The organism is Bacteroides muris (ex Fokt et al. 2023) (genome assembly GCF_024704895.1).
GTDB lineage: Bacteria > Bacteroidota > Bacteroidia > Bacteroidales > Bacteroidaceae > Bacteroides > Bacteroides muris.
The window spans coordinates 1-21,507 of record NZ_JAMZEE010000056.1 but is presented as its reverse complement, the minus strand read 5'-3'; the positions used below and the strand labels follow the sequence as shown (position 1 = coordinate 21,507).

The 21,507-nt window shown below is 50.2% G+C and carries 25 protein-coding genes; all 25 read left to right on the top strand.

What is annotated here, in order from left to right; translation table 11 throughout:
- The first annotated feature begins 91 nt into the window (after window positions 1-91).
- Window positions 92-451 (top strand): hypothetical protein, encoded by a 360-nt coding sequence (locus M1B78_RS16750; protein WP_119993445.1) that lies wholly within the window; start codon window positions 92-94, stop codon window positions 449-451.
- Window positions 452-517: 66 nt separating this feature from the next.
- Complete coding sequence (locus tag M1B78_RS16745; RefSeq protein ID WP_057254192.1) at window positions 518-796, top strand: hypothetical protein; 279 nt, start codon at window positions 518-520, stop codon at window positions 794-796.
- A 19-nt stretch (window positions 797-815) separates the two neighbouring features.
- Window positions 816-4,067, top strand: coding sequence for a DNA primase (gene dnaG / locus M1B78_RS16740; protein WP_257941297.1), 3,252 nt, complete (start codon window positions 816-818; stop codon window positions 4,065-4,067).
- A 424-nt stretch (window positions 4,068-4,491) separates the two neighbouring features.
- On the top strand, window positions 4,492-5,076 hold the full coding sequence (locus tag M1B78_RS16735; RefSeq protein ID WP_035449829.1) for a hypothetical protein: 585 nt from the start codon (window positions 4,492-4,494) through the stop codon (window positions 5,074-5,076).
- Complete coding sequence (locus M1B78_RS16730; RefSeq protein ID WP_257941296.1) at window positions 5,057-5,539, top strand: hypothetical protein; 483 nt, start codon at window positions 5,057-5,059, stop codon at window positions 5,537-5,539. Before M1B78_RS16735 ends, M1B78_RS16730 begins: the two co-directional genes overlap by 20 nt.
- 124 nt (window positions 5,540-5,663) lie before the next feature.
- The gene (locus tag M1B78_RS16725; RefSeq protein ID WP_257941295.1) at window positions 5,664-6,782 is read left to right on the top strand and encodes a Clp protease ClpP; all 1,119 of its coding nucleotides are present in this window, start codon (window positions 5,664-5,666) and stop codon (window positions 6,780-6,782) included.
- A 17-nt stretch (window positions 6,783-6,799) separates the two neighbouring features.
- Complete coding sequence (locus M1B78_RS16720; RefSeq protein ID WP_257941294.1) at window positions 6,800-8,035, top strand: hypothetical protein; 1,236 nt, start codon at window positions 6,800-6,802, stop codon at window positions 8,033-8,035.
- 11 nt (window positions 8,036-8,046) lie between these two features.
- Window positions 8,047-8,649 carry a hypothetical protein gene (locus M1B78_RS16715; protein WP_057254463.1) on the top strand — a complete coding sequence of 201 codons (603 nt, stop codon included), beginning with the start codon at window positions 8,047-8,049 and terminating at the stop codon, window positions 8,647-8,649.
- A 132-nt stretch (window positions 8,650-8,781) separates the two neighbouring features.
- Window positions 8,782-9,672: a hypothetical protein gene (locus M1B78_RS16710; protein ID WP_257941293.1), complete on the top strand. Its 891-nt coding sequence runs from the start codon at window positions 8,782-8,784 to the stop codon at window positions 9,670-9,672.
- A gap of 8 nt (window positions 9,673-9,680) precedes the next feature.
- Complete coding sequence (locus tag M1B78_RS16705) at window positions 9,681-10,298, top strand: hypothetical protein (RefSeq protein WP_257941292.1); 618 nt, start codon at window positions 9,681-9,683, stop codon at window positions 10,296-10,298.
- Between the two features lie 40 nt (window positions 10,299-10,338).
- Window positions 10,339-10,557, top strand: a complete 219-nt coding sequence (locus tag M1B78_RS16700) for a hypothetical protein (protein WP_257941291.1) — start codon at window positions 10,339-10,341, stop codon at window positions 10,555-10,557.
- 4 nt (window positions 10,558-10,561) lie between these two features.
- Window positions 10,562-11,149: a hypothetical protein gene (locus tag M1B78_RS16695; protein ID WP_257941290.1), complete on the top strand. Its 588-nt coding sequence runs from the start codon at window positions 10,562-10,564 to the stop codon at window positions 11,147-11,149.
- Between the two features lie 10 nt (window positions 11,150-11,159).
- Window positions 11,160-11,372: a hypothetical protein gene (locus tag M1B78_RS16690; RefSeq protein WP_005828986.1), complete on the top strand. Its 213-nt coding sequence runs from the start codon at window positions 11,160-11,162 to the stop codon at window positions 11,370-11,372.
- 12 nt (window positions 11,373-11,384) lie between these two features.
- Window positions 11,385-13,112, top strand: coding sequence for a hypothetical protein (locus tag M1B78_RS16685; protein ID WP_120139326.1), 1,728 nt, complete (start codon window positions 11,385-11,387; stop codon window positions 13,110-13,112).
- Window positions 13,052-13,381: a hypothetical protein gene (locus M1B78_RS16680; RefSeq protein WP_138345338.1), complete on the top strand. Its 330-nt coding sequence runs from the start codon at window positions 13,052-13,054 to the stop codon at window positions 13,379-13,381. Before M1B78_RS16685 ends, M1B78_RS16680 begins: the two co-directional genes overlap by 61 nt.
- Before the next feature lie 556 nt (window positions 13,382-13,937).
- A complete protein-coding gene (locus M1B78_RS16675; protein WP_257941289.1) occupies window positions 13,938-14,498 on the top strand; it encodes a phosphoribosyltransferase in 561 nt (186 codons plus the stop codon).
- 7 nt (window positions 14,499-14,505) lie between these two features.
- A complete protein-coding gene (locus tag M1B78_RS16670) occupies window positions 14,506-15,120 on the top strand; it encodes a JAB domain-containing protein (RefSeq protein WP_257941288.1) in 615 nt (204 codons plus the stop codon).
- Between the two features lie 169 nt (window positions 15,121-15,289).
- Window positions 15,290-15,850: a phage holin family protein gene (locus tag M1B78_RS16665; RefSeq protein ID WP_257941287.1), complete on the top strand. Its 561-nt coding sequence runs from the start codon at window positions 15,290-15,292 to the stop codon at window positions 15,848-15,850.
- Complete coding sequence (locus M1B78_RS16660; RefSeq protein ID WP_257941286.1) at window positions 15,834-16,334, top strand: hypothetical protein; 501 nt, start codon at window positions 15,834-15,836, stop codon at window positions 16,332-16,334. The genes M1B78_RS16665 and M1B78_RS16660 overlap by 17 nt, the downstream gene beginning before the upstream one ends.
- Window positions 16,328-17,404 carry a hypothetical protein gene (locus tag M1B78_RS16655; protein ID WP_257941285.1) on the top strand — a complete coding sequence of 359 codons (1,077 nt, stop codon included), beginning with the start codon at window positions 16,328-16,330 and terminating at the stop codon, window positions 17,402-17,404. Before M1B78_RS16660 ends, M1B78_RS16655 begins: the two co-directional genes overlap by 7 nt.
- Window positions 17,405-17,413: 9 nt before the next feature.
- Window positions 17,414-17,692 (top strand): hypothetical protein, encoded by a 279-nt coding sequence (locus tag M1B78_RS16650; protein ID WP_005829015.1) that lies wholly within the window; start codon window positions 17,414-17,416, stop codon window positions 17,690-17,692.
- On the top strand, window positions 17,692-19,047 hold the full coding sequence (locus M1B78_RS16645; protein WP_257941284.1) for a hypothetical protein: 1,356 nt from the start codon (window positions 17,692-17,694) through the stop codon (window positions 19,045-19,047). Before M1B78_RS16650 ends, M1B78_RS16645 begins: the two co-directional genes overlap by 1 nt.
- Window positions 19,047-20,081, top strand: a complete 1,035-nt coding sequence (locus M1B78_RS16640) for a DUF6712 family protein (RefSeq protein ID WP_257941283.1) — start codon at window positions 19,047-19,049, stop codon at window positions 20,079-20,081. The genes M1B78_RS16645 and M1B78_RS16640 overlap by 1 nt, the downstream gene beginning before the upstream one ends.
- The gene (locus tag M1B78_RS16635) at window positions 20,078-20,866 is read left to right on the top strand and encodes a hypothetical protein (RefSeq protein WP_257941282.1); all 789 of its coding nucleotides are present in this window, start codon (window positions 20,078-20,080) and stop codon (window positions 20,864-20,866) included. Before M1B78_RS16640 ends, M1B78_RS16635 begins: the two co-directional genes overlap by 4 nt.
- Window positions 20,863-21,342, top strand: coding sequence for a hypothetical protein (locus M1B78_RS16630; protein WP_257941281.1), 480 nt, complete (start codon window positions 20,863-20,865; stop codon window positions 21,340-21,342). Before M1B78_RS16635 ends, M1B78_RS16630 begins: the two co-directional genes overlap by 4 nt.
- Window positions 21,343-21,507: the final 165 nt, after the last annotated feature.

Here is a 21,507-nt window from a genome sequence, read left to right as displayed (position 1 = left end):
CAGTACATTATTGATGGACTTTACGTGAGAAAGTGCCGGATGGAGCAGGAATTTAAAGAGTTATAACAATCTAATAACAAGAATCAGGTCAATGAAGAAAGGTCAGAAGGTACGCATCCTGCGTACCAATCAGGTAGCGACAATCGTCGAAGTGGAGTTAATTCGTAAAGGTGGCAAAGTACATCGGTACTGCCATCTGAAGACAGATGAAAAGTCATATTTGTGGTTGGATGCCTCAGAACTGGGGAGTGTCGTGGAAGAAGTGAAGGTCTCGGTAGTTGATGATCGGAACCGGGAGCTGCACTTATTTATATGCCATGACTACTCCAAGGATAATATGAAGGTGCATCTTACCGGTAAGAATCCGGATAATCTGAAGGAAGCTTCCGGACTATATGCGAGACTGATGAACTTGTTCATTGGGAGCCTGGTGGAAAAAACAGAACTGTAGGAACGGATAACGTCCTTGATAACTCTCCTATAAAACAATTCCTTTGTACCCTTCAATGTTTAAAACATGGACTTGCTTCAATATCTTCCGGACGATAGTCGATCCTGGATTCAGTCTTATATAGAGCTGGTAGGAATGGAGAGGTTGACGGAATACTATGACAAAGTATTCATCGAGCTGTACGAGATGCTGCCCGGTGAATCTTTCCGGGTACTTGAAAAGGTCAGTCCGGAGAACTATGGCCTTTTCATGAAATGCGTGTATTCATGCTTGTGTGAGTTTGACTTGTATGATATATGCAGCTATTATATCGAAGAACAAGGTACTGTCATTCTTAGAAGGTAGTACCCGAATATAATATACAATGATAGACGAAAGAATCATAGAACAAATCTTAGACCGTGCTGATATTGTGGATGTAATATCCGGTTACGTCGATCTGAAGAAGAAAGGAGTAAATTACCAGGCGTGCTGCCCTTTCCATAAGGAGAAGACCCCCAGTTTCTTCGTGAGCCCGGCACGCGGCACCTGGCACTGTTTCGGATGTGGTAAGGGCGGCAACGCCGTCGGTTTCTTGATGGAGCGCGAGACGATGAGCTATCCGGAGGCCGTCAGGTACCTCGGCAAGAAATACGGCATAACCGTCGAGGAAGAGAGGCTGACTCCCGAGCAGGAACAGGCACGCATGAAGCGCGAGTCGATGTTCGTAATCAACCAGCGGTGCGCGGAGCATTTCCGCCAGAATCTGCTGGACCCGGCCAACAGGGCTGCCGCCGAATATGTCAAGGGGCGCTGGGGGCTGGAGTATGCCGAAGAGACGGGCATTGGGTTTGCGCCCGACAAATGGGATGATTTGTTGAACTTCGCGCAATCGGCCGGTCTTTCCATAAACTTGATGAAGGAGATGGGGCTGCTATCGGACAACAAGGAAAAGGCTAAAGAAAGGGGGACGGAGATTAGGACTTTCGATGGTTACCGTAACCGCATAGTTATTCCCATACGCGACCGTTTTCGACGGATTATAGGCTTTACCGCACGTGACATGTCCGGTGAGAAGGTGGCCAAGTATATCAATTCGGCTGAAAATGAAATCTACCATAAACGTGATTCAATTTTTGGAATTGATACGGCCATACGCCAGGCTGCCAAAGAAGATAAATTCTATTTGGTGGAAGGGGCACCCGATGCGATGCAGCTTCAGCGTATTCGTGTCAACAACGCTGTTGCCCCTCTTGGAGGCGATTGGACTGAAAGCCAGATGGAGCAACTGAAGAAGTACGCCACTAAAGTTTGCTTCCTTCCGGATGCGGACCCGCCCAACCCAGATAAAGGTGAGAAACTGGGTGCCGGCATTCGCAACGTGATGCGTAACGGATTGCAGGCGATGAAGTGTGGGTTTGGTGTATCGGTCAAAGAGATACCACTTGGGGAAGCGCAGAGCAAGAATGATCCGGATACCTACTGTACGAGCATTCAGAAGTTTCAAGAACTGAAAGAGGTAGATTTCATTCCATGGTATGCCTCATATATATTCCAAGACATCAATACCACCGAAGAGCGAAGCGATGCTGTCAGCACCATCTGCTCCATGGTGGTCATGGTGAAGGACGAAGTCAAAGAGTCCATGTACCTCAAACAGCTCCAGTCATTCTATGATGACAAGAAGTTGTGGCAAACGGCCATTAAACGGGCCAAGAAGCTTGATAAAGCCAAGCAAGTCATTAATGAGAGCAAAAAGATAGACCGTGACCTTTATCAAAAATATGGCTTCTATGAAGAATACAATGCTTACTTTGCATTGGCTGGGGACAGTGGGAAAGCTGTGCAATGGAGCAATTTCACCATGTTGCCTCTATTCCACATCAAAGATTCCCTCCTGCCCAAACGTCTCTACCGAATCAAGAATCAAAACAAGCAAGAGGAAATCATAGAGATGAAACAAGAAGACCTGGTGTCATTGTCCAAGTTCAAGCAAAAGGTAGAAGGCCTCGGCAATTATATCTGGCTGGCCACTGAAAAAGAACTCACAAAGCTGAAGATGTTCCTTTACGAACAGACCGAGACTGCACTTGAGGTGACACAGCTTGGCTGGCAACGGCAGGGGTTCTTTGCTTTCGGCAATGGGTGCTTTGATACGGAGTGGCATGAGGCGGACGAATACGGCATTGTTCGGCTGAAGGGCGGCAACTTCTACCTGCCCGGTTGTAGCACCATTTACCGTGATGACGTGAAGCTGTTCCAGTTCGAGCGCAGGTTTGTGCATACGACCTACAACAATGTCAGCATAAGATCCTACAGCGAACAGCTGATACAAGTATTCGGTGACAATGCCAAGGTGGGCATCTGTTTCTTAATCGCCTCCCTTTTCAGGGACATCATATCGGGGCAAACCAAGAGCTTCCCCATCTTGAATCTGTTCGGCCCGAAAGGTAGCGGCAAATCAGAACTCGGTCACAGCCTGATGTCGTTCTTCATCATCAATAATAATCCGCCAAACATCCAGAATGCGACTATTGCAGCCTTGGGAGATGCGGTGGCACAATGCGCCAATGCGCTGGTGCATATTGACGAGTACAAGAATTCCATCGACCTTGACAAACGGGAGTTCCTCAAAGGCTTGTGGGACGGAACTGGCCGAAGCCGCATGAACATGGACCGGGACAAGAAGCGGGAGATTACGAGCGTGGATTGCGGTGTCATCCTATCCGGTCAAGAAATGCCGACAATTGACATCGCCCTATTTTCCAGGTTGATTTACCTGACCTTCACCAAAACGGAATTCTCCACGTCTGAGAAACAGGCATTTGACCAATGCAAGTCAATACGCGACTTAGGACTGTCGCACCTTACTTTGCAGCTGTTGCGCTATCGGTCAAAAATGGAGACGGATTTCACGTCCTCCTATCGCCAGTGTATGGGGGATTTGAATGAACGCTTGAAAGGCGAGAGCATAGAAGACCGCATCCAGCGGAACTGGGTCATTCCGTTGGCCGCCTTCCGTGCGCTTGAAGCGGTGCTCGACGTGCCATTCACTTACCTGGAGCTGCTGAACATCTGTGTGGGCGGCATCATCCGGCAGAACTGTGAATGCAAGAGCAACAACGAACTGGCCAACTTCTGGAATGTGGTCAGTTACTTGCAGCAGGACGGTGAAATATTCTTAGAGTCGGATTTCCGCATTGATTATTTGTCCGGGCTGAAGACAAACAAGGTCAAGGACCTCGCTTTTAAGCAGCCACGCCCTATCCTGCGTATGCGCACAGACCGCATCTTCATGCTGTATAAGAAGTTCAGCAAGCAGGTGGGAGATACCGCTTTACCGACTGAATCGTTGAATTTCTACTTGGAGAACTCCAAAGAATACCTGGGGGTACAAAACTCCGTCCGTTTCAAGAACATATTGAAGGGGGTAGAAGTAACCAAAGAACTGGAGGCCGGTGGACAAAAGTATTATAAGAAAACCAGCGTGACCAAGCAGGCCCTCTGCTTCGATTACACGGAGCTGATGGCAAACTATAATATCAATCTCAACATTGATATGGGAATGCTTGACGAAGAGGAAGAAGGGCGGGATAATAAACCGCCGGAGGACAAAACTTCTCCATATAAATTTTAATGTCTATCATAGTTGTGCGGAAGCTCTTGCCTGTGAAGGTAGGGGCTTTTTTCTTGCCTTTTTGAGACAAAAAAGATGCTTTATTTTGGGGCAAAAAATGCTTCTACACTTTCTACACTTTCTACATCTTTATGAATCAGTGTTTTATGTTATAAAAAGATGTTCTACAAGCTTCTACAAATATCTACAAAATGCTGCTTTTCTGTATTTCTTCTACAAATAGATACTTTGTAGAAGGTTTTTCTACACTTTTTCTTCTATACTAAAACCGTTATGTTGTTGATATATAGGTAATTTTATACTTTGTAGAAAGTGTAGAAGGTGTAGAGGGCAAAATGTGCCTGCTCCAATAGAAATAAAAAACAAGAGAGTGATGAATATATTAATCAATATGCGTATTTTTGTATAAAAATCAATACTTTAAATGACGAAAAAAGACCGATTTGTTTGCTGGCTGCCTTGCAAGCCTTATGTCAAGCAATTCCTGCTGTACAATTTCAATGCCCCGGACGACACTTGGACTGAAATAGTCAATCTGTCCCCGGACAAGGAGCTGCAGAACGACTTCCTTTCCAGGCTTGCAAAACCCGGACGATACGAGAACAGATACCGGAACCTGGCACGATATACCGCCAACGTGGCGGTGGAGATACGCCGTGATGACTTCTACCGATACGGATGGGCGATGTCGAATACCGAAGTGGTGGCGTTCGGCAGCAAGGTGGAGAGACGGATCAAGCAGATGCTTTTCCTCTATCTCGACACCCATGTCAGTATCGGAATCCCACTCTCGACCGCCATCCGCAACTTTCAGAACAGCTTCGGCTTTGATGACGACACCTGGTCTTATGAGACTATCCGCAGGGAGTATAATCGGCATGGATATAGGAAAACGGTGGAGAATACCACGATTTTAGACTTTATTAACCGTATAATTTTGGGGAAGTTGTCCGAATTCGGGACAATTTCCCAGCAGGGAAAAATGGCTTATGAAAGCAATGCATTATGATTTTGAAAACGTCGGAGGATTGTTGCAGGTGATTGCCGTGCCTCCAGCCTCGTTCGTGCAAATCCGTAAGGACTATGCCGCCGGTCTGAACTATCTGGAACTCCGCAACCGGGAGGATATTGTTTCCATACCGGTATATGCCAATGACACCTATTCCTATAATGAAGACAAGGAGGTGAATGACGCGGGGGACTGCTGGAACGTTTCCATTGAAGGGGTGATTCCGAAACTTTCCCCAGCAAACCATCAGCTGATGGAGATGCTGGAACGTGGCTTGTGGTATGTACTGGCAGTGGACGGCAACGGGGCAGTCCATTGGTGCGGGCAGGAGGACGCACTCATGCTGTTCGCCACAAACAAGACAAGCGGACGTTCCGCGTCGGAACGGAACGGCACCTCATTCACGTTCACCTGCATCCAGGATGAACCGACCGTCTATATTGAAAACATGGAGGAAATATAACCGTACGACTTCCTTTGCTGACACACAACACTCTTTCAGTCAAATATTTATCTGTCCGCTGACGGTACCCAATGTCCTTGGGTACCGTTTTTTTTGCGTTTTTCTTTGCGCAAAAATAAGTTTTATGAACGAGACAGTTATCACATTATTCGGAGCGATTGACCGTTACTGGTACAACAAAAACTATCTGAAATACTTCCTTGACAAGGCCAAAGGCCAGCCCGTACGCCTGAAGGTTTCCAGTTATGGCGGTGATGTGGCCGAAGCGGTCGCCATGTCCGCCCTGATGGCCGAGCACGGCAATGTGACGGTGGAGTTCATCAGCTTCAACGCTTCGGCGGCCACCATATTGGCGTTCGGCGCCAAGTCCATCGAGATGCACGAGGACGGCATGTGGCTGGCGCATAAATGCAGCCTGGGAGTGGACATCTGGGGCCAGCTCAATGCAGACCAGTTGGAGGATACCATCAAGGAACTGCAGAACAAGAAGAAGAGCGCGGAAGCCATTGACCTGATGATTGCACAAAAATATATCAACCGTAGCGGCAAAAGCCTGAAAGAAATTATCACCCTGATGGAAGAAGAACGCTGGATGCCGGCTTCTGAAGCCAAGGAATGGGGATTCATAGACAGGATTATTCCCGGTACCCATAAAAAGCCGCAGGTGACCAATGAAATGACCGACTGCTTCACCGCGCTTGGTCTACCGTTGCCGGCTATCGATTCGGAGGGGAAGCCGGAACCGGAAGGCCGTGACAAAAACTTGGTCTCCCAGATTATCGACGGTATCAAAGGGCTGTTCCCTACCGGCAACAAGACTGACATTTCTAATTCTTCAAATACAGTTATGCGTAAAGAATTTACTTTCATCAACCAGATCCTCAACAGCGAAGGCATTGAGGAAAAAGACGGCAAGATGTTGCTTACCGTAGAGAATCTGCAGGCCATCAATGACGCCGTTAAGGCCGCCAACGAAGCGAAAGCCAAAGCGGAGAATGACCTGGCTGTCGCCAACACTGCCAAGGAGACTGCCGAAAACAGTCTGACGGCAGTCGTGAATGACCTTGACAGCCTGAGTGACAGCATCAAGAATGCCGCCGACAACAAGGCCAAGGTACAAGTTATCCGTGACATTGTCGCCCAAATACCCGGAACGGGTACCGACAGCCACCGGGAAGCGAACGAAGACAACAAGTTTGCGGACATCGCCACAGACCCGATCAACAGTTTTGAGAATGAGTAACACTAAACTATTCTATTATGGATTTTAAAGCACCTATTGACATTACCGCCGTTCTGACCGCGGTAAAAAAGCACAAGGACATCCTGAAGGCGGTCGACAAGCTCGACGCCTCGGAGGTGTTGAGACATTTCACTCCGGTACCGGGCATAACCGACTCCCTTGAACTGGGCAAGGTAGAGGGCGGAAGCATCTCCGGCAAGTACACCGGCAAATTCACTGCCGGAAAGTATCTGGGCAAGATTGTTCCCCGGCGTCTGGTAGTGCGTCCCGTTGTAATGGAGATGTCCGACGAGCCTGAGCGCTACCGACGCACCTACATTGCCGAGGTTCCCGGTACACTCCGCAAAGAACACCCGTTCGAGCTGTGGCTGATCAACCACGGGCACGAACTGGCATCCAATGATTTGCTGTTTGCCATCTTCACGGCAAAATACAGTGCAGATGAAGAAAAGACGGACATTCAGGACTCTTTCGACGGTATCGGTACCATCATCACCGAAGGCGAGGCTGTCGGAGACATCTCCAGTGCCGAGGGTAACGTTTATGCGACCGGTGAACTGTCCCGTGCCAATATCGGAGAGAAGCTGCTGGAAATGTGGCGCCACATGCCGCGTACTTTCAAGCGCAAGAAGAACATCAAGATGTTCATTTCCGACGATTTGGGCGACATGTACGATGACTGGCGCAAGGACGAAGGCACCATTGTCATCGGACTCAAGGAGGACACTTCCGACACGCAGCACCTGCTTGGTTCCAACAACCGCTGCGAGCTGGTACGTGTTCCGAACCTTCCCGACGGCAGCCAGTTCGTCATGCTGACCACCAAGAAGAACGTATGCTACGGCTTTGACAAGGAGAGCGACTTCAAGTCCATCAAGCCGTTCATGTCCGGCAATCCCTATACGTTCGACGCTGCGGGCAAGTATGTGATCGGTTTCCAGTTCGTGTCTGTGCACAAGTCCGAGTTCTGCGTCAACGACCGTCCGGTGGACCCGGAAGGGACTAATCCGTTCGGATACATTGAAGTGACGATTACGCCGGATGAAGCGGCCAACAACGGAGGCAAATGGCGCATCCAGGGCGAGGAAGCCTGGCGTGAGTCCGGTACATATGTGGCAGTTCCCGGTGGAAAGGAATATACCGTCGAATTCCTGGAGGCTGCCGGATACACCACTCCTGCCGTGCAGAAGAAGACGCCCGCTGCGGGCAAAGTGGAGAAGGTGACGGGCACCTATGTTGTTAAATCCGAATAAACCCTACGACTATGGCAGAAGTAGACCCTAAATTATGTATTGCCCTTGATGACATCAACGAGGCAATGGACTGCGAGAACCAGGACAACATGGGCGGTATCATACCGTCCGTCATCTTCGGTTATCATGCGGATGTGGCGACCTGGCCGGACTACCCGAAAAAGACGGAATCCCCTCTTTCTCTTGAAGAAGCCGGTACATTGGTCGGTGACCTGGTCATGAAGGAAGGCTGCAGGGCATACAAGATGGATTTCACCGACGAGCTGGCCGAGTTCAAGATTACCGACCAGGGAGAAAGCGGCGGGGAATCGTTCCTGATGGACCTGAATATCATTTCGGCCAAGATGCGGAAGAAGATATTCGGTTTCGAGAATGCGACCAAAGGGCGCAAGATGTTCTTTATCGTGACCGACAACAACGGCACGAACTACCTGATGGGTGACAAGCGGCGCGGCGCGCTCCGTGCGTCGGGTGACGGTGCCACTACCGGAGCAAGCTCCACTGCCCGCAACCAGAACACCCTCCACTACACCTTTACCGCACCGCGCAAATGTGTGTATGAGGGGGACACGGAGGACATCCTGACTGTAAAAGCCGCATCAGAAGAGCCATAGGCCTTTTTGTTCATGATTGGTTGTTCATGTCCGTCTCTCGCTCTCAGGCAGGGGCGGACATTTTGTTTTGTCCTATTCCGGCAACAAAAACCGCAATAGCTTTGCGTATCATCAAAAAACAACGTACATACAATGTCAAAGATTACACAGAACTACATCGAGGCGCGCAGGGACGGCATCAAGTGGCTGAACTCGCAGAAACGTGACTACAGCACCGGTGTGAATATCCTGACCCGTTCAGGATATAAGGGGTTTGTCGCCGCACGTCTGGCACGCCAGGGCGAAAAGCCGCATACCCGTGAGAAGCTGGAGTATGAAATCCGGCAGATGATCAAGGTGTGGTATCATCCGGATGACCCGCGCTTTGAGGATGTGGACCTGGCAGATGACGCAATGCCGGGCAATGACGGGCGTTCCGAGACGGTTCCCGAAGAGACGGCTGCCGCCATTGTCGCCGTTGCGGAGAGGGAATTGGCGCGTGAGGCGGACGAACATCCCGCCTATCCCCCGGTGATGGCCAAAATCATCTATGACTTCCGGGAATGCTACAACGAACGTTCACGCCAGCACCGGATGCTTGCCGGACTGGGTGAGACAAACACGCAGGCTGTATGCACGCAGCGCAAGGATATTGTCGCCCGTATAGCCTTTCTCTCCAACCGCATGACACTGCTGGCTGCCATCAAAAGGCAGTTCGAGCAGGACAGGGAACTGCCGACTGAAGAACAGCTGGACGAACTCTACAAAAAAACGGATACCCCCGAAGAAAATCCGGAAAAGGAAGAGGACGAGACCGACATCAGTTCCCTATCCGTGGAAGAACTGAAGAAAGCGAAATCCAATGCCAAGAGCAAGATTACCAAGGCAAAAAACATGCTGCTGTATTCTTCGGAAAGCAAGCCCAAGGACGGCAAGGAGAATCCCCTTCCCGACTGCCCCAAACGTGTGAGATACGAGAAGAAGGTCGCTGATCAGGAGGCATTGGTAGAAAAGATAGAATATCGTTTGGCAGAACTGCAATAGGTTAGGTTATGCTGGTCTGTTGCAGCGAGATTGAGAATAAGATGATGCCGGCGGATGATGCAGTAAGTCCTATGCAGGGAGACCGATACCCGACAGGCTACATCCGCCGAACGGATGCGGCAGCCTCCGGCCACGACCTGGCTGCGGAGAAGCTGCTGCATCCGGACGCCATGGGGGTGCTGGTACCCGGCAGGGACAAGCATTTCTACTCTTCAGGGGCATTTAACCTGATCCAGTTGATTTTCTATATTCTTAAACAGACAGGGCCGGCACACCTGCTGCTTACCACCTATTCCATCTCCATGGATAGCATCAACGCCCTGCGCCGTAAGGTTGAGACCGGTGAGTTGCTATCGGTACGGTTCCTGATCGATAACCGGGTGCGCAGCATCTCACCCAAACCGTTCGATTACCTGGTGACTACATTTCCGGACTGTTACCGTTGCCTGGCGTTGCATGCGAAGGTGGCGTTGCTGTATAACGAAGACTGGAACATCACCGTAGTAGGCAGTCAGAACGCCACGCATAACCCGAAGCTGGAACGTGGAATTATCCATACCGGCAGGGATATTTTTGACTTTGACTTTAAAATGTTGAATGATGAGTTTGACGCAGCAGCAACGTGAGGAGATTGAGAAAATGGCGTACCGTCTTATCCCTCCGGGGATGATCGCAATCAATATCGGTGTGGATGAGACGGATTTTCTTGCAGAGCTCCGTACTCCGGGTACCGAAGTTCGGACGGATTTTTATCGTGGGCACCTTCGTCAGATGGTTGAAGTCCGGGAAGCTATCATCAAGTCCGCCATCAACGGCAGCAATCCGGCACAACAGGAACTGATCAAGTTCTTTAAATCGCAACAGCAGTATCTTGAGTATGAGTAACAACTTGACAACATCCAAAAGTAAATCTGCACTGGAGGAACAGTCATACGAACTCATCCAGCAGCATATCATAGATCCGGAGAACAGTCCGTTGCCGGAACATCTTCGGGTGCAGTGCAACCGGGTATTGCAGATAGCCCGTTTGCTTGATGATTATCCCAATGAGAGCCATATCATCAACATCATGTTGGCGAAATACCGGATTTCACGTACACAGGTACGTAAGGATATCGCCCTGGCAAAAGAACTGTTCAAGACACAACACCAGTTTGACTGGGATTTCTGGTTTGCCTGGATGATCAAGGACCAGATCCAGCTTATCCGGGATTGCAAGCTCAAAGGTGATCTCAAGCAATGGAACAACGCCAAGAAAGTACTGCATCAGATGATTGGTGAGAAGCCGGCTTCCGTCGAGGACCCGCGACGCATGGAGAAGAATGTATTCTACATCCAGATCAACAGTATGGGGCAAAAGGTGGATATTCCCCTGAATGCCATCCGCAACCTTTCCCAGGAAGAGCAGAAGGTTCTGGTGGATTCGATGTACACGCCTATCGACGACGCACAAGCGGAAGAAATAATGAACTCATAACAGATTACCCATGAAAAAATTGACAAACAAACGACTCATCTCTTACTTGGTTGACCATAAGCACATTGATATGGTATCGGTCAGCAAGACACAGATTGTCTGTACCGTATCTGCCAGGTTCAGGCCGGAAGAGGTGCCGCAGCTGCTGGCTGATACCGGACAGGACATGCCCCGCATGACCTCCTCCGAAGGTGTGAACTACATTGTTTTCCCACGATATTGATACGGCAGGACAATGGACGAAAACGTCTGGGAAGAGGTCATACAGGTCAATCCGGCGCAAGCGGCATTCCTCGTGATGCCGTACAAGAACGGATATGTCATCTACTCGCGTGCCACGGGTAAATCATTCATTACCGGTGCCGTGATAGATGACAACATCCGGCTCATGCCGCGAGGGATTACTACGCTCACCCAGGCCACCATTGGGCAGGCGTTGACTAAAACCCTGCCTTCAGCGTTCAAGATGCTGGAGATGCTCGGTTATAAGCAGTGGGACCCGGTCAGCAAGACCGGTGACTATGTGGTGTGCCGCCGTCCCATCGAAGGATGGTACAAGCCATACGAGCACATCATGTCATTCGAGTACGGCATCAGCTTCAGCAACGGGCACATGCTCTACATCCTCACTCAAGGTGGTAACAGCCGCGGTCCGAACGCGGACTACAACATCACCGATGAAGCGCTGACACTCGACAAGGAAAAGTTCGACCAAGAGGCGGCGCCGACCAACCGTGGTAATGAACACATCTTTGGCCGCAAGTCCGGGAATCCCGTTCTGAAGCATCACGGCAACACGTTCCTTTCCTCCATGCCTTACACGCCCGAACAGAAATGGTTGCTTGAACCGGCCAAGTATTATGAAGAAGAACGCGGCATCCGGCTGTTTGATGTCTGGAACAGGATTGTGCGGTTACAGATGCAGCTCATTGATGCAAGGATTGCGAATGATGCGGGACTGTTCAAGGAGATTTGGAACGAGACCGTCCGTCTCAGGCAAAGTATCACGCCGTTCGTTTCACGTGACGGCACGCTCTTCATCCTCGGCTCCATCTTCGACAACATCGCCAATGTGGGCATGAACTATATCCTGAACCAGTACAAGGTGATGGATAAGCTTTCCTTCATGATAGAGATCCTGAACTTCATGGTGGATAAGATTGACAGCTGCTACTATCAGTTGGATGAACGCCATATCTATTACAATGCCACCAATGACGACTATATCCGTGACTTTGCCGAAGATCATAACTACAACTGGCAACAGCTTGCCAATAACGATGACAGCCGGCGTGACCTGGACTGCAATCCCAACCAGCCGATAGAGCTGACACCCGACTGGGGTAGTGCCGCCTCATTCCTGGAAGTGGCGCAGGAGCGCAACTATGACTTCGTGACGAAGCTGCTGACACGTGAGCCGGTAGACAACAACATCAACGAGTTCTTTGTCAAACGTGATGAAGAGGATGATACCATGGTGAACGCGCTGATGGACAAGTTCTGCCACTACTACCGTAACCATATCAACAAGCACCTGCATTATTACCGTGACCGTTACGGGGATGCACGCCGTGCCAACAACAAGAAGTCCTACAACGAGCTTGCCATCGAGCGTCTGGAGAAACATGGATGGACGGTGGAACAGCACACCCATGCGGGCATGGAGCCGCCGCAGCATGACAAGTACCTGCTCTGGGCTTCCATCCTGGCAGAGAAAGACGAACGGTTCCCGAAGAAGCGTTTCAACGGCTCGAAATGCAAATATACACTCATCTCCATGAACAACACGCGTGTCATCGAGGACCGCGAGGGGCGTTTTGCCAAGGATAAGCGCAGCGAGCGTAACCAGTCCATCCTTCCGGAAGAAGCCACCCACTTCGGTGATGCGGTGGATAAGCGTGTATGGACGAAGTACGGGCACCTGCTCAGGCAGGCATACGGATTCGTGGACGCACGTATCTGATTCACCTCATACACATACATCCGCAATCACAATCGCAATGCTTATGGCAGGACTCGCAACGTCCGCAATGGGAATCGCTGCACTTTAGGACAGAACGTCGTGTGCAGGACTGGCCGAGGGGCATCCTCCTTGTCATATTTCCTTGCTTCTTGCGTTTTTGGTTGCGTTTTTGGATAGGGCGCGGTCGGCAGAAACTTCCGTTTCTGTTTCCATTCGGATGGAAAGAGGGCTATTCTGTATTCATTATCAAAGAAGTATATTTCTTATAACATTCATTAACAAAGAGCACGGCGCGCGCAAAATCCGTACTGAAGGAACAGGCAGGCAAATCTATTTCCTCCAGTACGGATTTTGCGCGTCTCAGCGGTAAGTAGCGGCAGCTACTTGCGTTTGTCCGCATCCATGCAGGTAGACCCGGTCTTTTCCGTTTCAATATCTAAGGTAGAGACCGTAGAGCGGTAAGCGTTCCGCTTGGCGTGCCTCCGTTTCTTTTCCGCAACTCCTTTTCATTTCCTGCATCTCTGTATGCGGTCAGGTAGTCTTTTGAGTCCGCAAATGTAGGGCACCGGTCTGACAAGCAAGGTCGGGCGTTGTCCGCTAAAAAATCTCCAGCCCTACGGGTAGTATTCAAGCCTTCGGTTTTATCGGAACCTTGCGGAATGTCATCCTCGGCACCTCAATTATTGCGGCATCAAAAGGCAACCATACCGCACGTCATACAGACACGCCGGAATAAAAAAAAAGTCGTTCCGGGAAACGGAGTAAATTAAAAAAGGCTCCACCCGACGACTCCAGAAATCCAGAATAAATTAAAAACTTACAGTTATGGCAGCAAAAAGAAACATCCCCGAAGCATGGAAAAATCAATGGCATAAACCGATGATTTCCTTATTTGATTACATACCGACAAGATACGAAGCTACAGAACGGGAAAAACAAATCCGCTCACTGATATGGGACTTCAAGGCAGGGAAACGCAGCAAGCAGGTAGCAGCTATCGTAGCGGATAAGATAACGGAAAAATTCGGTTCGTTTGCCGATAGCATTGTGTTTGTCTGTGTTCCTGCAAGTTCGGCAGAACGGACGGAAAAACGCTATCAAGACTTTTGCGAAGAGGTTTCCAACCTTTGCGGATGCATGAATGGCTACAAAGCCGTGAAAGTGGGCGGAAAACGTATGACCATCCACGAAACCCAAAAAGGCAAAAGCATACAGAACACGGAAACTATTACACTGAATACTGACTTTTTCAACGGAAAGCGGGTACTCGTTTTTGATGACATACTAACGAAAGGACACAGCTACGCACAATTTGCGTGCGCACTGGAGCAATTAGGTGCGGAAGTGTTGGGAGGTTATTTCTTGGGTAGGACAGTTTTAAATTAATGAGGACATGAAAAGAAAAATGAAAGCAGGAAATGCAGTGCAGTTGTCGCTGTTTGACGATAATAGAGAAAAAACGGATAGCCAGCTGATAGGTGAACTCACGAACAAAGCCGACACCGTTTCAGACGCATGGACGGGAGAATATCGCTTGGAACGACTGTTTAACAGCCTCACACCGCACCGCAGACGCATAGCGGTGGCAGCTGTGGAATTGTACAGGCGCAGGGAGGTAAGGCGCAGGGATGCGGATGCCGTCCGGTGCAGTGATGATATATACAACTTGATGCGCCCATTGATAGGAGATTTGCCGAATGAAGAATTTTGGGTGCTTGCGTTGAGCCGTTCTTCCAAGGTGATAAGCAAGCAAAGGATATCAGTAGGGGCGATAGACCAGACTTGTGTAGATATACGGCTGATAATGCGGGTGTTGATTGAAACGGGGGCGGTACAGTTCGTGGCGGTACATAATCATCCGAGCGGAAACATCTGCCCGAGTATGGAGGATAAGAAAATAACCGAAAGAATGAACAATGCCGCCGCATTGTTCAATATCAGAATATTAGACCATGTCATAATAACGAATGATGGTTATTACAGCTTCAACGATGAGGGGCTGATTTGACGGAGGGGTGCAGGGCGCACCCATTCCGTTTGCTCGCACGCTCGCAAACGGAATGAGACCCGAAAAGCGGAAAGACTGGTCGTGTTACCGTTCCTTCAACCACGGAGGGGCTTTTTTTGTCCTATGAGAGCGGATGGTTGGGCTCTATCTTTGTGACAAAAAAAGAGATATGATACGCTTTTTCACAAGATTCGTCGCCACCTATGGGTATGATTCACCGAAGGAGTTCTTTCTTTCGGTGGCTCCGAGCTTCAAGTACAACCTGCAATTTCCGGCCATCTCCTTCAGCGCCGTCACTGCCGTAGTCAGCGAATGGATAGGCATTACACCGTTCCTGGCCATGGCCATGCTCGTCGCCATTGTTTCAGAGATGTGGACGGGCATCCGGGCAAGCAAGGTCCAGGGAATAGGATTTGAATCCTTCCGTTTCTCACGCTGCATCATCAAGCTGTGTATCTGGCTGACCATCATCTATATCACCCACTCGTTCTATCTGGAGAGCAAGGCCGGAGCGGAAGAAAGCTTTGTCATGCTGCTGGCCACCCTATTCTTTTCCATTGTCAAGGTGTTCGTCATGACCTGGTTCTGCGTCGAGCACGTGACAAGCATACTGGAGAACCTGGCAGTCATCGACGGCAAGCCGAAAGATACGCTGATCAAGCAGGTGGGAATATTGTGGGTGACGGTCATGGATAAATTCAGAAAAAAGGCCGATGAGACGGAAGGTTAGCCATATGTTGCTTTGTGCGGTTATCGCACTTCTCTCCGGCTGGGCCGGCCACTGGCTGGGTTCCCGGAAACGGAGCATTGTCCGCGTACCGGAAACGGTGGTCAGGCATGATACGATACGCCCTGCCATTCCGGAACCGGAGGTGATTGTCCGTGAGGTACCCACAGAAGTGGATACGGCGGCTATACTGGCCGACTATTTCTCGGAGAAGAATTATCTTGATACAATTATTGAACGCCCTTACCTGAAAGTGGAGCTGACCGACGTCATATCCCGCAATGAATTGCTTGACCGCACGGTAGTGGTGGACTACCGGCAACCAATCGTCCACCAGAACGCGCTGGTGTTGGGAATGGATGCGGGACGTTACGGATGTGTACTGTCCGCAGGGTACCGGCGTAAGTCCTGGGAGTTCAGGGCGGGCTATGACTTGTACAACAGGTCGCTGGTGTTGGGAGTATCTAAAGACTTATGGAGATGGTGACAAATCTTGTAAATGATTCATATGTATTTTCCTCTGACATGCAGGACATCCGCATTGCGGACGTGCATGACAAACTGAGCCTCAGGATAGAGGTTGACGGGCAGGAGGCACTGTCCGAAATTTATTATCCGGACCACAGCAACACAGTCATCATTTGCGACCCCGGAGACATTATCAATGAGTATTTTGTACGTCCTGAGCTCAACGGTGGGGATGACCGTGTGGCCTTGCTGCCCATGGAGGTACGGCTGGAACTCTCGGACAGCGAGTCCACCGAAAACTATACCCTGCATGTATTTTACTCAAGGTATCATGTGTCTTTCGACCCGCAGACGGACTTTATCTTCTACTCCCGATATAAAATCAAGCATATCAGGCAAAACAGCATTGACTATCTCTCCTTTTTCGTCTCGACCAGGACAGAGGTATTTATAGACATCATATACATGGAGTCCGGCTCCAGCATCAAGAAAACCGTAAAGCTCGAACTGTCCGGCACAGACCGCATGACGGCATATAACATGAGTCCGGTAAAGATAAGCCGGCTCTCAGGCGTCCAATGCGACAATATCATATCGTATGACGCACGCATCACCAACGGTACATTGACAGACCTTGTAAGGTATGTCCTTGACCGGCAGAACCACCGGGAAATGCACCAGTTCCTCTACTATAACGTGTTCGGACTCCCGGAATCGATTTCATTTTCCGGACTGGTACAGTACAGTCCGGAACTGGAGGGGGATATTGCGGACCTGACGAAACAGAAACGGAGGTTCAGCCCTTTCTTCAACGATTTACGCACTGTCAATACCGGCTATCTGGACGAAAACAAATACAAGGCATTGGTGGACATGCTGACTTCTCCGGTACAGCGATGGTATGACGCGCCATCGCTTCCGATGGAGATCATCATCACGGACATTGACTTTACCCATACCAAGATGGGAAACCAGCGGGTGAACGTGAACCTCACCTTCTGCCCGGCAAGCAGAAAGCACCAGGTATTTGACCGTTACTCGTTCGGTGGAGGAATATTTGACTACACATTTGACAGAACATTTGAATGATATAATGATATGGAGACAATACGCAGAAACCTGGCTCTGGCCGACATGGACATCCGCACGGACGAACGCGGACGCCGGCGCATCTTTTCGATAAAGTTCGTCAGTAAGGAAGGCAAGGTCTATTTCATGCCCCAGGCCTATGCCTGCGGTGCAGGACGCATGAACATGAAGGAATACCAGCTCCGGGGCGTGCAGCCCTGCGACTGCAAGGGAAATCCGGAAGGACACCCCTACCCTGTGGATATTGACCTGATACTGGAGTATAACAAAAAGAAAATAATATTCTGATGAACATATTGTTTAATTCAAGCGGCATTCCCCTGCTGATGCAGTCCACGTACATATTCGGCGAAACGACGGGGACACCCCAAAACGAAATGAAGGAGCGTACCCGAATCCTGGCGCCATATGACTTGTCGAATGTTTCCTATATAGACATCGACGGAGTGAAGGTGCGTCCATGGGGAGATGAGAATGATTTCCCCCAGAAGGCGGCTGAGGAAATCGGGAATACCAGCGTGCTCAACACCGGACTGAAATTCCTCCGAAATCTGACTCTCGGTCAGGGTATTTATCCATGCAGGGTGGCGGGTTACGACAATGGCGGCAACGAGATGCTGAAGCCCGTTACCGATAGCCGGGTACAAGCTTTTATTGCTTCCCGGAATGTGAGGCGCTACATGGAGAAGGTGCTTCGGGATTACCTGAAGTTCGGTAACGGTGCCGTCCAGTTTGTGCCGTCGGCTGCCGGCAATTCTTTTGCAGGAGTCAATCCGGTCAATGCGCTTTACCGCCGCTATTCCGAAGTGGACGAATACGGAGCCTGCAAGTGCATCGTTTCCGGATATTGGCCGCAACGTCCGGACAAGGGACAATACACCAGGCTGGATGTCCTCTCCGAATACGACCCGCAGATGCACGCCGAGGTGTTGAAGTTTGCCGGAAAGGTGAAGGACGGTTTCATCATGCCGGTACGCGACAGCTGGAGCAACGATGACCTTTACGGCATGCCCATCTGGTGGCCTGCCTACGTTTGTGGATGGGTGGAGATAGCCCATCTTATCCCCCATTTCCTCAAGAAAGCCTACAAGAACCAGATAACCTGGAAGTGGCATGTACAGATACCGTATTCCTACTGGGAGAAGAAATACCCGTCCAAGGACTATTCTGCCAAGGAACGTGAGGCGGTCATACAGAAGTACATGGATTCTGTGGAGCAGAACCTTTGCGGACCGGACAATGCGGAGAAGCCCATCTTCTCGCATTATGCCATGAACGAGATGAACGGCAGGATTGAGGAGGAATGGAAAATCAAGCCGCTGGAGAACAAATACCAGGGCAGTGACAATCTTCCGGTGTCGGCAGCCGCCAACTCGGAAATTCTGTTTGCATTGATGGTGAACCCGAATGTGCTCGGTGCAGGTATGCCCGGTGGCACCTATGCCGGCAACCAGGGCGGTTCCAATATCCGTGAGGCGTTCCTTGTGAACATTGCCAACGCATGGATTGACCGGCAGAACATCCTGGACCCAATAGAACTCTACATCAAAATGAACGGCATGCCGGAATGCGAGCTGCGTTTCCGCAATACCGTTTTAGTAACCCTCGATACCGGCAGCGGTACCAAAAAAACATTGAGCTAATGATATTCAGTGCAAAAAAATGGAACAACGGCAAGGAGCTGAAAGCGGTGATGAAGGTGAACACCGCCATCTCCTTTGACATGATGGAGGCACCGCTCCGGAATGCTTTCCGGCAATACCTCGTACCGTTATTGGGCGATGCGATGGCAGGCGAAGTGGTCGAGATATACGAATTCGGTCCAAATCCGGATGTATTGGAACAGAATACCGAAGGGGCAACCGAACGGGAGAAACTGGACAGCCGCCTGCTGGAGATCTGCAAACGCGCAAACGCGAACCTGGCGTTCTGGAACGATTTCGATGAAGTCAGCATGCGTATCACCGATGCGGGCTTCCAACGTCAGAAATCCGACAACGGTGAATCATTCCAGCAGGTGTACAAGTACCAGGAAGATAACCTGCGGGCATCGTTACGCAACAAGGGGTTCAATGCGCTCGACGAGCTGCTTGAGTTTCTGTATGCCCATATAGCCGAATATCCGGAGTTCGCGTCCTCCCGGGCCTATCAGGACCGTAAATCAGCCATTGTCCGCAGTACCGCGGATGTCAATGACGTCTGTTTTATCAATGGCAGCCGGATTGTTTTCCTTCGCCTGCAGCCGCACCTGAAGTTTGCCGAGGAGATGCTCCTTCAGCCGGCCATCGGTGACAAGCTGTATGAGCATCTGATTGACGGACTGGTAAATCCCCCAGAAGACGAAGAAGCCCGGAAGAGTGTGGAGCGGTTGCGCCTTGCCTGCTCCCGCTACATTGTGGCAATGGCGGTCAGACGGCTGCTGATGGAGACGGGTAGCGTCACAGACCGGGGGCTGTACTTCACCACTGTACAGCCGGGTGAGAAGGGCAATGAGGAGAAGAGACCCGTCGATGCGGAGCGTATCGCCGTACAGATTCAGAATCTGAAAGCGGATGCGGACATGTACATGACCGTGCTGCTGCGTACGGTACGGAACTGTTTTGAGAATTTCTATGAGGGTGATCCCAGGCAGATATACGACCGGGACAATGACCATAAACGCACGTTCTGGACATGAGGGAGCTTCGCATTGCATACCGTAGATTCGGAATCCGCCATGAGATAATCCGTCGGGTACCCCAGAAATGGGAGGAACTGACACCGGCACAGTTCCTGCTCGTCTCGCGGCTTTATCTTCAGGAAATGGACGAACCCTCCTTCCTGAAGGAGTTCTATTCCCTGCCGTCCAGGGTCGGTTCCGACACCTATTACAGTTATAAGCTGAGCGAACTGGTGGAGTTCATCAGCGACTGCCGTGTCCGGATGGACCGCTTTATCCTTCCTGCCGTCTCCGGGCTGAAAGCGCCGGGGGAACGCCTGAAAGGGATGTGTTTCGAACACTTCATGCACGTGGACACTGCTTTCAACCGATATGTCCGTGACGGCAAGGATGCCTCACTGGACACTTTCGTATCAATGCTCTATTTGAAAGACAACGAATATATTGTCCTACCGTCGGGTGGGAAAAACGGCTTATTTAGCAGGCAGAAACCGCTGATACTGCAAAAACGGATAATGAAGGTGGCAAAAATTGACAGGCACGTCAAGTATGCCGTATTCCTGAACTACGTTTTTGTCAAGAGGTGGCTTTCAAAGGCTTTTCCTTTCCTCTTTCCGTTGGATGATGAACCGGAGGAAAAGCGGAAAAGTCCCGCCGCACCGTCTGTCAACTGGCTCGACATCTTCGACGCTTTTGTCGGTGACGATGTGGCAGTGATGGAGAAATACCAGGCGATGCCGGTGGCAACGGCGTTCCGCCTGCTCAATAAAAGAATACGTGACGCTCAAAAACAGAAGAAATGACATTTTCAGAGTACATGGAGAATTTGGCCGAACGCCATGTCGATATCCGGCACAAGGAGAATGATGAAGTACACTTCCTCTCATCAGAACGGGAGAAGCATACGGCACTGGACAGCGTGCTCCACTATCCGGCAGTGATTGTGGACCGTGGCTCAGGATTCGGTTACGGCGGTAATCCGGGTGCATACCGAAAAGACCGCGATTACTTGCTCTTCATTGTGGAGCATGTGTCCGACACCTCCGACTATGAGCAGATAGAGGCTGCCCTTGACAAGTGCGAACGTATTCTTGATGAGCTGCTCAACCAAATTTTGGAAGACAAAAGGATGAAAAGGCTGTGGCTCGCTTTTTCCTTGGAAGATGTAGAAGCGGATTATGTGGTGAACAATGATAACCAGCTTTATGGCGTGATTGCGGCTGTTAGTCTGTCCGAACCTTATAAAGCTTTGAACTGCCGGAAGGCATTTGTTTCATAATATGGCAGATACGATTGACATACTCAAGGAACTTGCCCTACAGGTACGGTACGCTACCCAGGAGAATGAGAATACGGCGGAACGTGTAGGCCGCACGCTGGTCGGAATCTTGAATCTGTTATCCAAATACTCCCCTGAAGAATTGGAGAAGATTTTTCTGAGGAA

What these genes read in the sequence shown, in the direction of transcription:
- M1B78_RS16750 (WP_119993445.1), top strand. Translation starts at nt 92, where the DNA reads ATGAAGAAAGGTCAGAAGGTACGCATCCTGCGTACCAATCAGGTAGCG.
- M1B78_RS16745 (WP_057254192.1), top strand. Translation starts at nt 518, where the DNA reads ATGGACTTGCTTCAATATCTTCCGGACGATAGTCGATCCTGGATTCAG.
- dnaG (WP_257941297.1), top strand. Translation starts at nt 816, where the DNA reads ATGATAGACGAAAGAATCATAGAACAAATCTTAGACCGTGCTGATATT.
- M1B78_RS16735 (WP_035449829.1), top strand. Translation starts at nt 4,492, where the DNA reads ATGACGAAAAAAGACCGATTTGTTTGCTGGCTGCCTTGCAAGCCTTAT.
- M1B78_RS16730 (WP_257941296.1), top strand. Translation starts at nt 5,057, where the DNA reads ATGAAAGCAATGCATTATGATTTTGAAAACGTCGGAGGATTGTTGCAG.
- M1B78_RS16725 (WP_257941295.1), top strand. Translation starts at nt 5,664, where the DNA reads ATGAACGAGACAGTTATCACATTATTCGGAGCGATTGACCGTTACTGG.
- M1B78_RS16720 (WP_257941294.1), top strand. Translation starts at nt 6,800, where the DNA reads ATGGATTTTAAAGCACCTATTGACATTACCGCCGTTCTGACCGCGGTA.
- M1B78_RS16715 (WP_057254463.1), top strand. Translation starts at nt 8,047, where the DNA reads ATGGCAGAAGTAGACCCTAAATTATGTATTGCCCTTGATGACATCAAC.
- M1B78_RS16710 (WP_257941293.1), top strand. Translation starts at nt 8,782, where the DNA reads ATGTCAAAGATTACACAGAACTACATCGAGGCGCGCAGGGACGGCATC.
- M1B78_RS16705 (WP_257941292.1), top strand. Translation starts at nt 9,681, where the DNA reads ATGCTGGTCTGTTGCAGCGAGATTGAGAATAAGATGATGCCGGCGGAT.
- M1B78_RS16700 (WP_257941291.1), top strand. Translation starts at nt 10,339, where the DNA reads ATGATCGCAATCAATATCGGTGTGGATGAGACGGATTTTCTTGCAGAG.
- M1B78_RS16690 (WP_005828986.1), top strand. Translation starts at nt 11,160, where the DNA reads ATGAAAAAATTGACAAACAAACGACTCATCTCTTACTTGGTTGACCAT.
- M1B78_RS16685 (WP_120139326.1), top strand. Translation starts at nt 11,385, where the DNA reads ATGGACGAAAACGTCTGGGAAGAGGTCATACAGGTCAATCCGGCGCAA.
- M1B78_RS16680 (WP_138345338.1), top strand. Translation starts at nt 13,052, where the DNA reads ATGGACGAAGTACGGGCACCTGCTCAGGCAGGCATACGGATTCGTGGA.
- M1B78_RS16675 (WP_257941289.1), top strand. Translation starts at nt 13,938, where the DNA reads ATGGCAGCAAAAAGAAACATCCCCGAAGCATGGAAAAATCAATGGCAT.
- M1B78_RS16670 (WP_257941288.1), top strand. Translation starts at nt 14,506, where the DNA reads ATGAAAAGAAAAATGAAAGCAGGAAATGCAGTGCAGTTGTCGCTGTTT.
- M1B78_RS16665 (WP_257941287.1), top strand. Translation starts at nt 15,290, where the DNA reads ATGATACGCTTTTTCACAAGATTCGTCGCCACCTATGGGTATGATTCA.
- M1B78_RS16660 (WP_257941286.1), top strand. Translation starts at nt 15,834, where the DNA reads ATGAGACGGAAGGTTAGCCATATGTTGCTTTGTGCGGTTATCGCACTT.
- M1B78_RS16655 (WP_257941285.1), top strand. Translation starts at nt 16,328, where the DNA reads ATGGTGACAAATCTTGTAAATGATTCATATGTATTTTCCTCTGACATG.
- M1B78_RS16650 (WP_005829015.1), top strand. Translation starts at nt 17,414, where the DNA reads ATGGAGACAATACGCAGAAACCTGGCTCTGGCCGACATGGACATCCGC.
- M1B78_RS16645 (WP_257941284.1), top strand. Translation starts at nt 17,692, where the DNA reads ATGAACATATTGTTTAATTCAAGCGGCATTCCCCTGCTGATGCAGTCC.
- M1B78_RS16640 (WP_257941283.1), top strand. Translation starts at nt 19,047, where the DNA reads ATGATATTCAGTGCAAAAAAATGGAACAACGGCAAGGAGCTGAAAGCG.
- M1B78_RS16635 (WP_257941282.1), top strand. Translation starts at nt 20,078, where the DNA reads ATGAGGGAGCTTCGCATTGCATACCGTAGATTCGGAATCCGCCATGAG.
- M1B78_RS16630 (WP_257941281.1), top strand. Translation starts at nt 20,863, where the DNA reads ATGACATTTTCAGAGTACATGGAGAATTTGGCCGAACGCCATGTCGAT.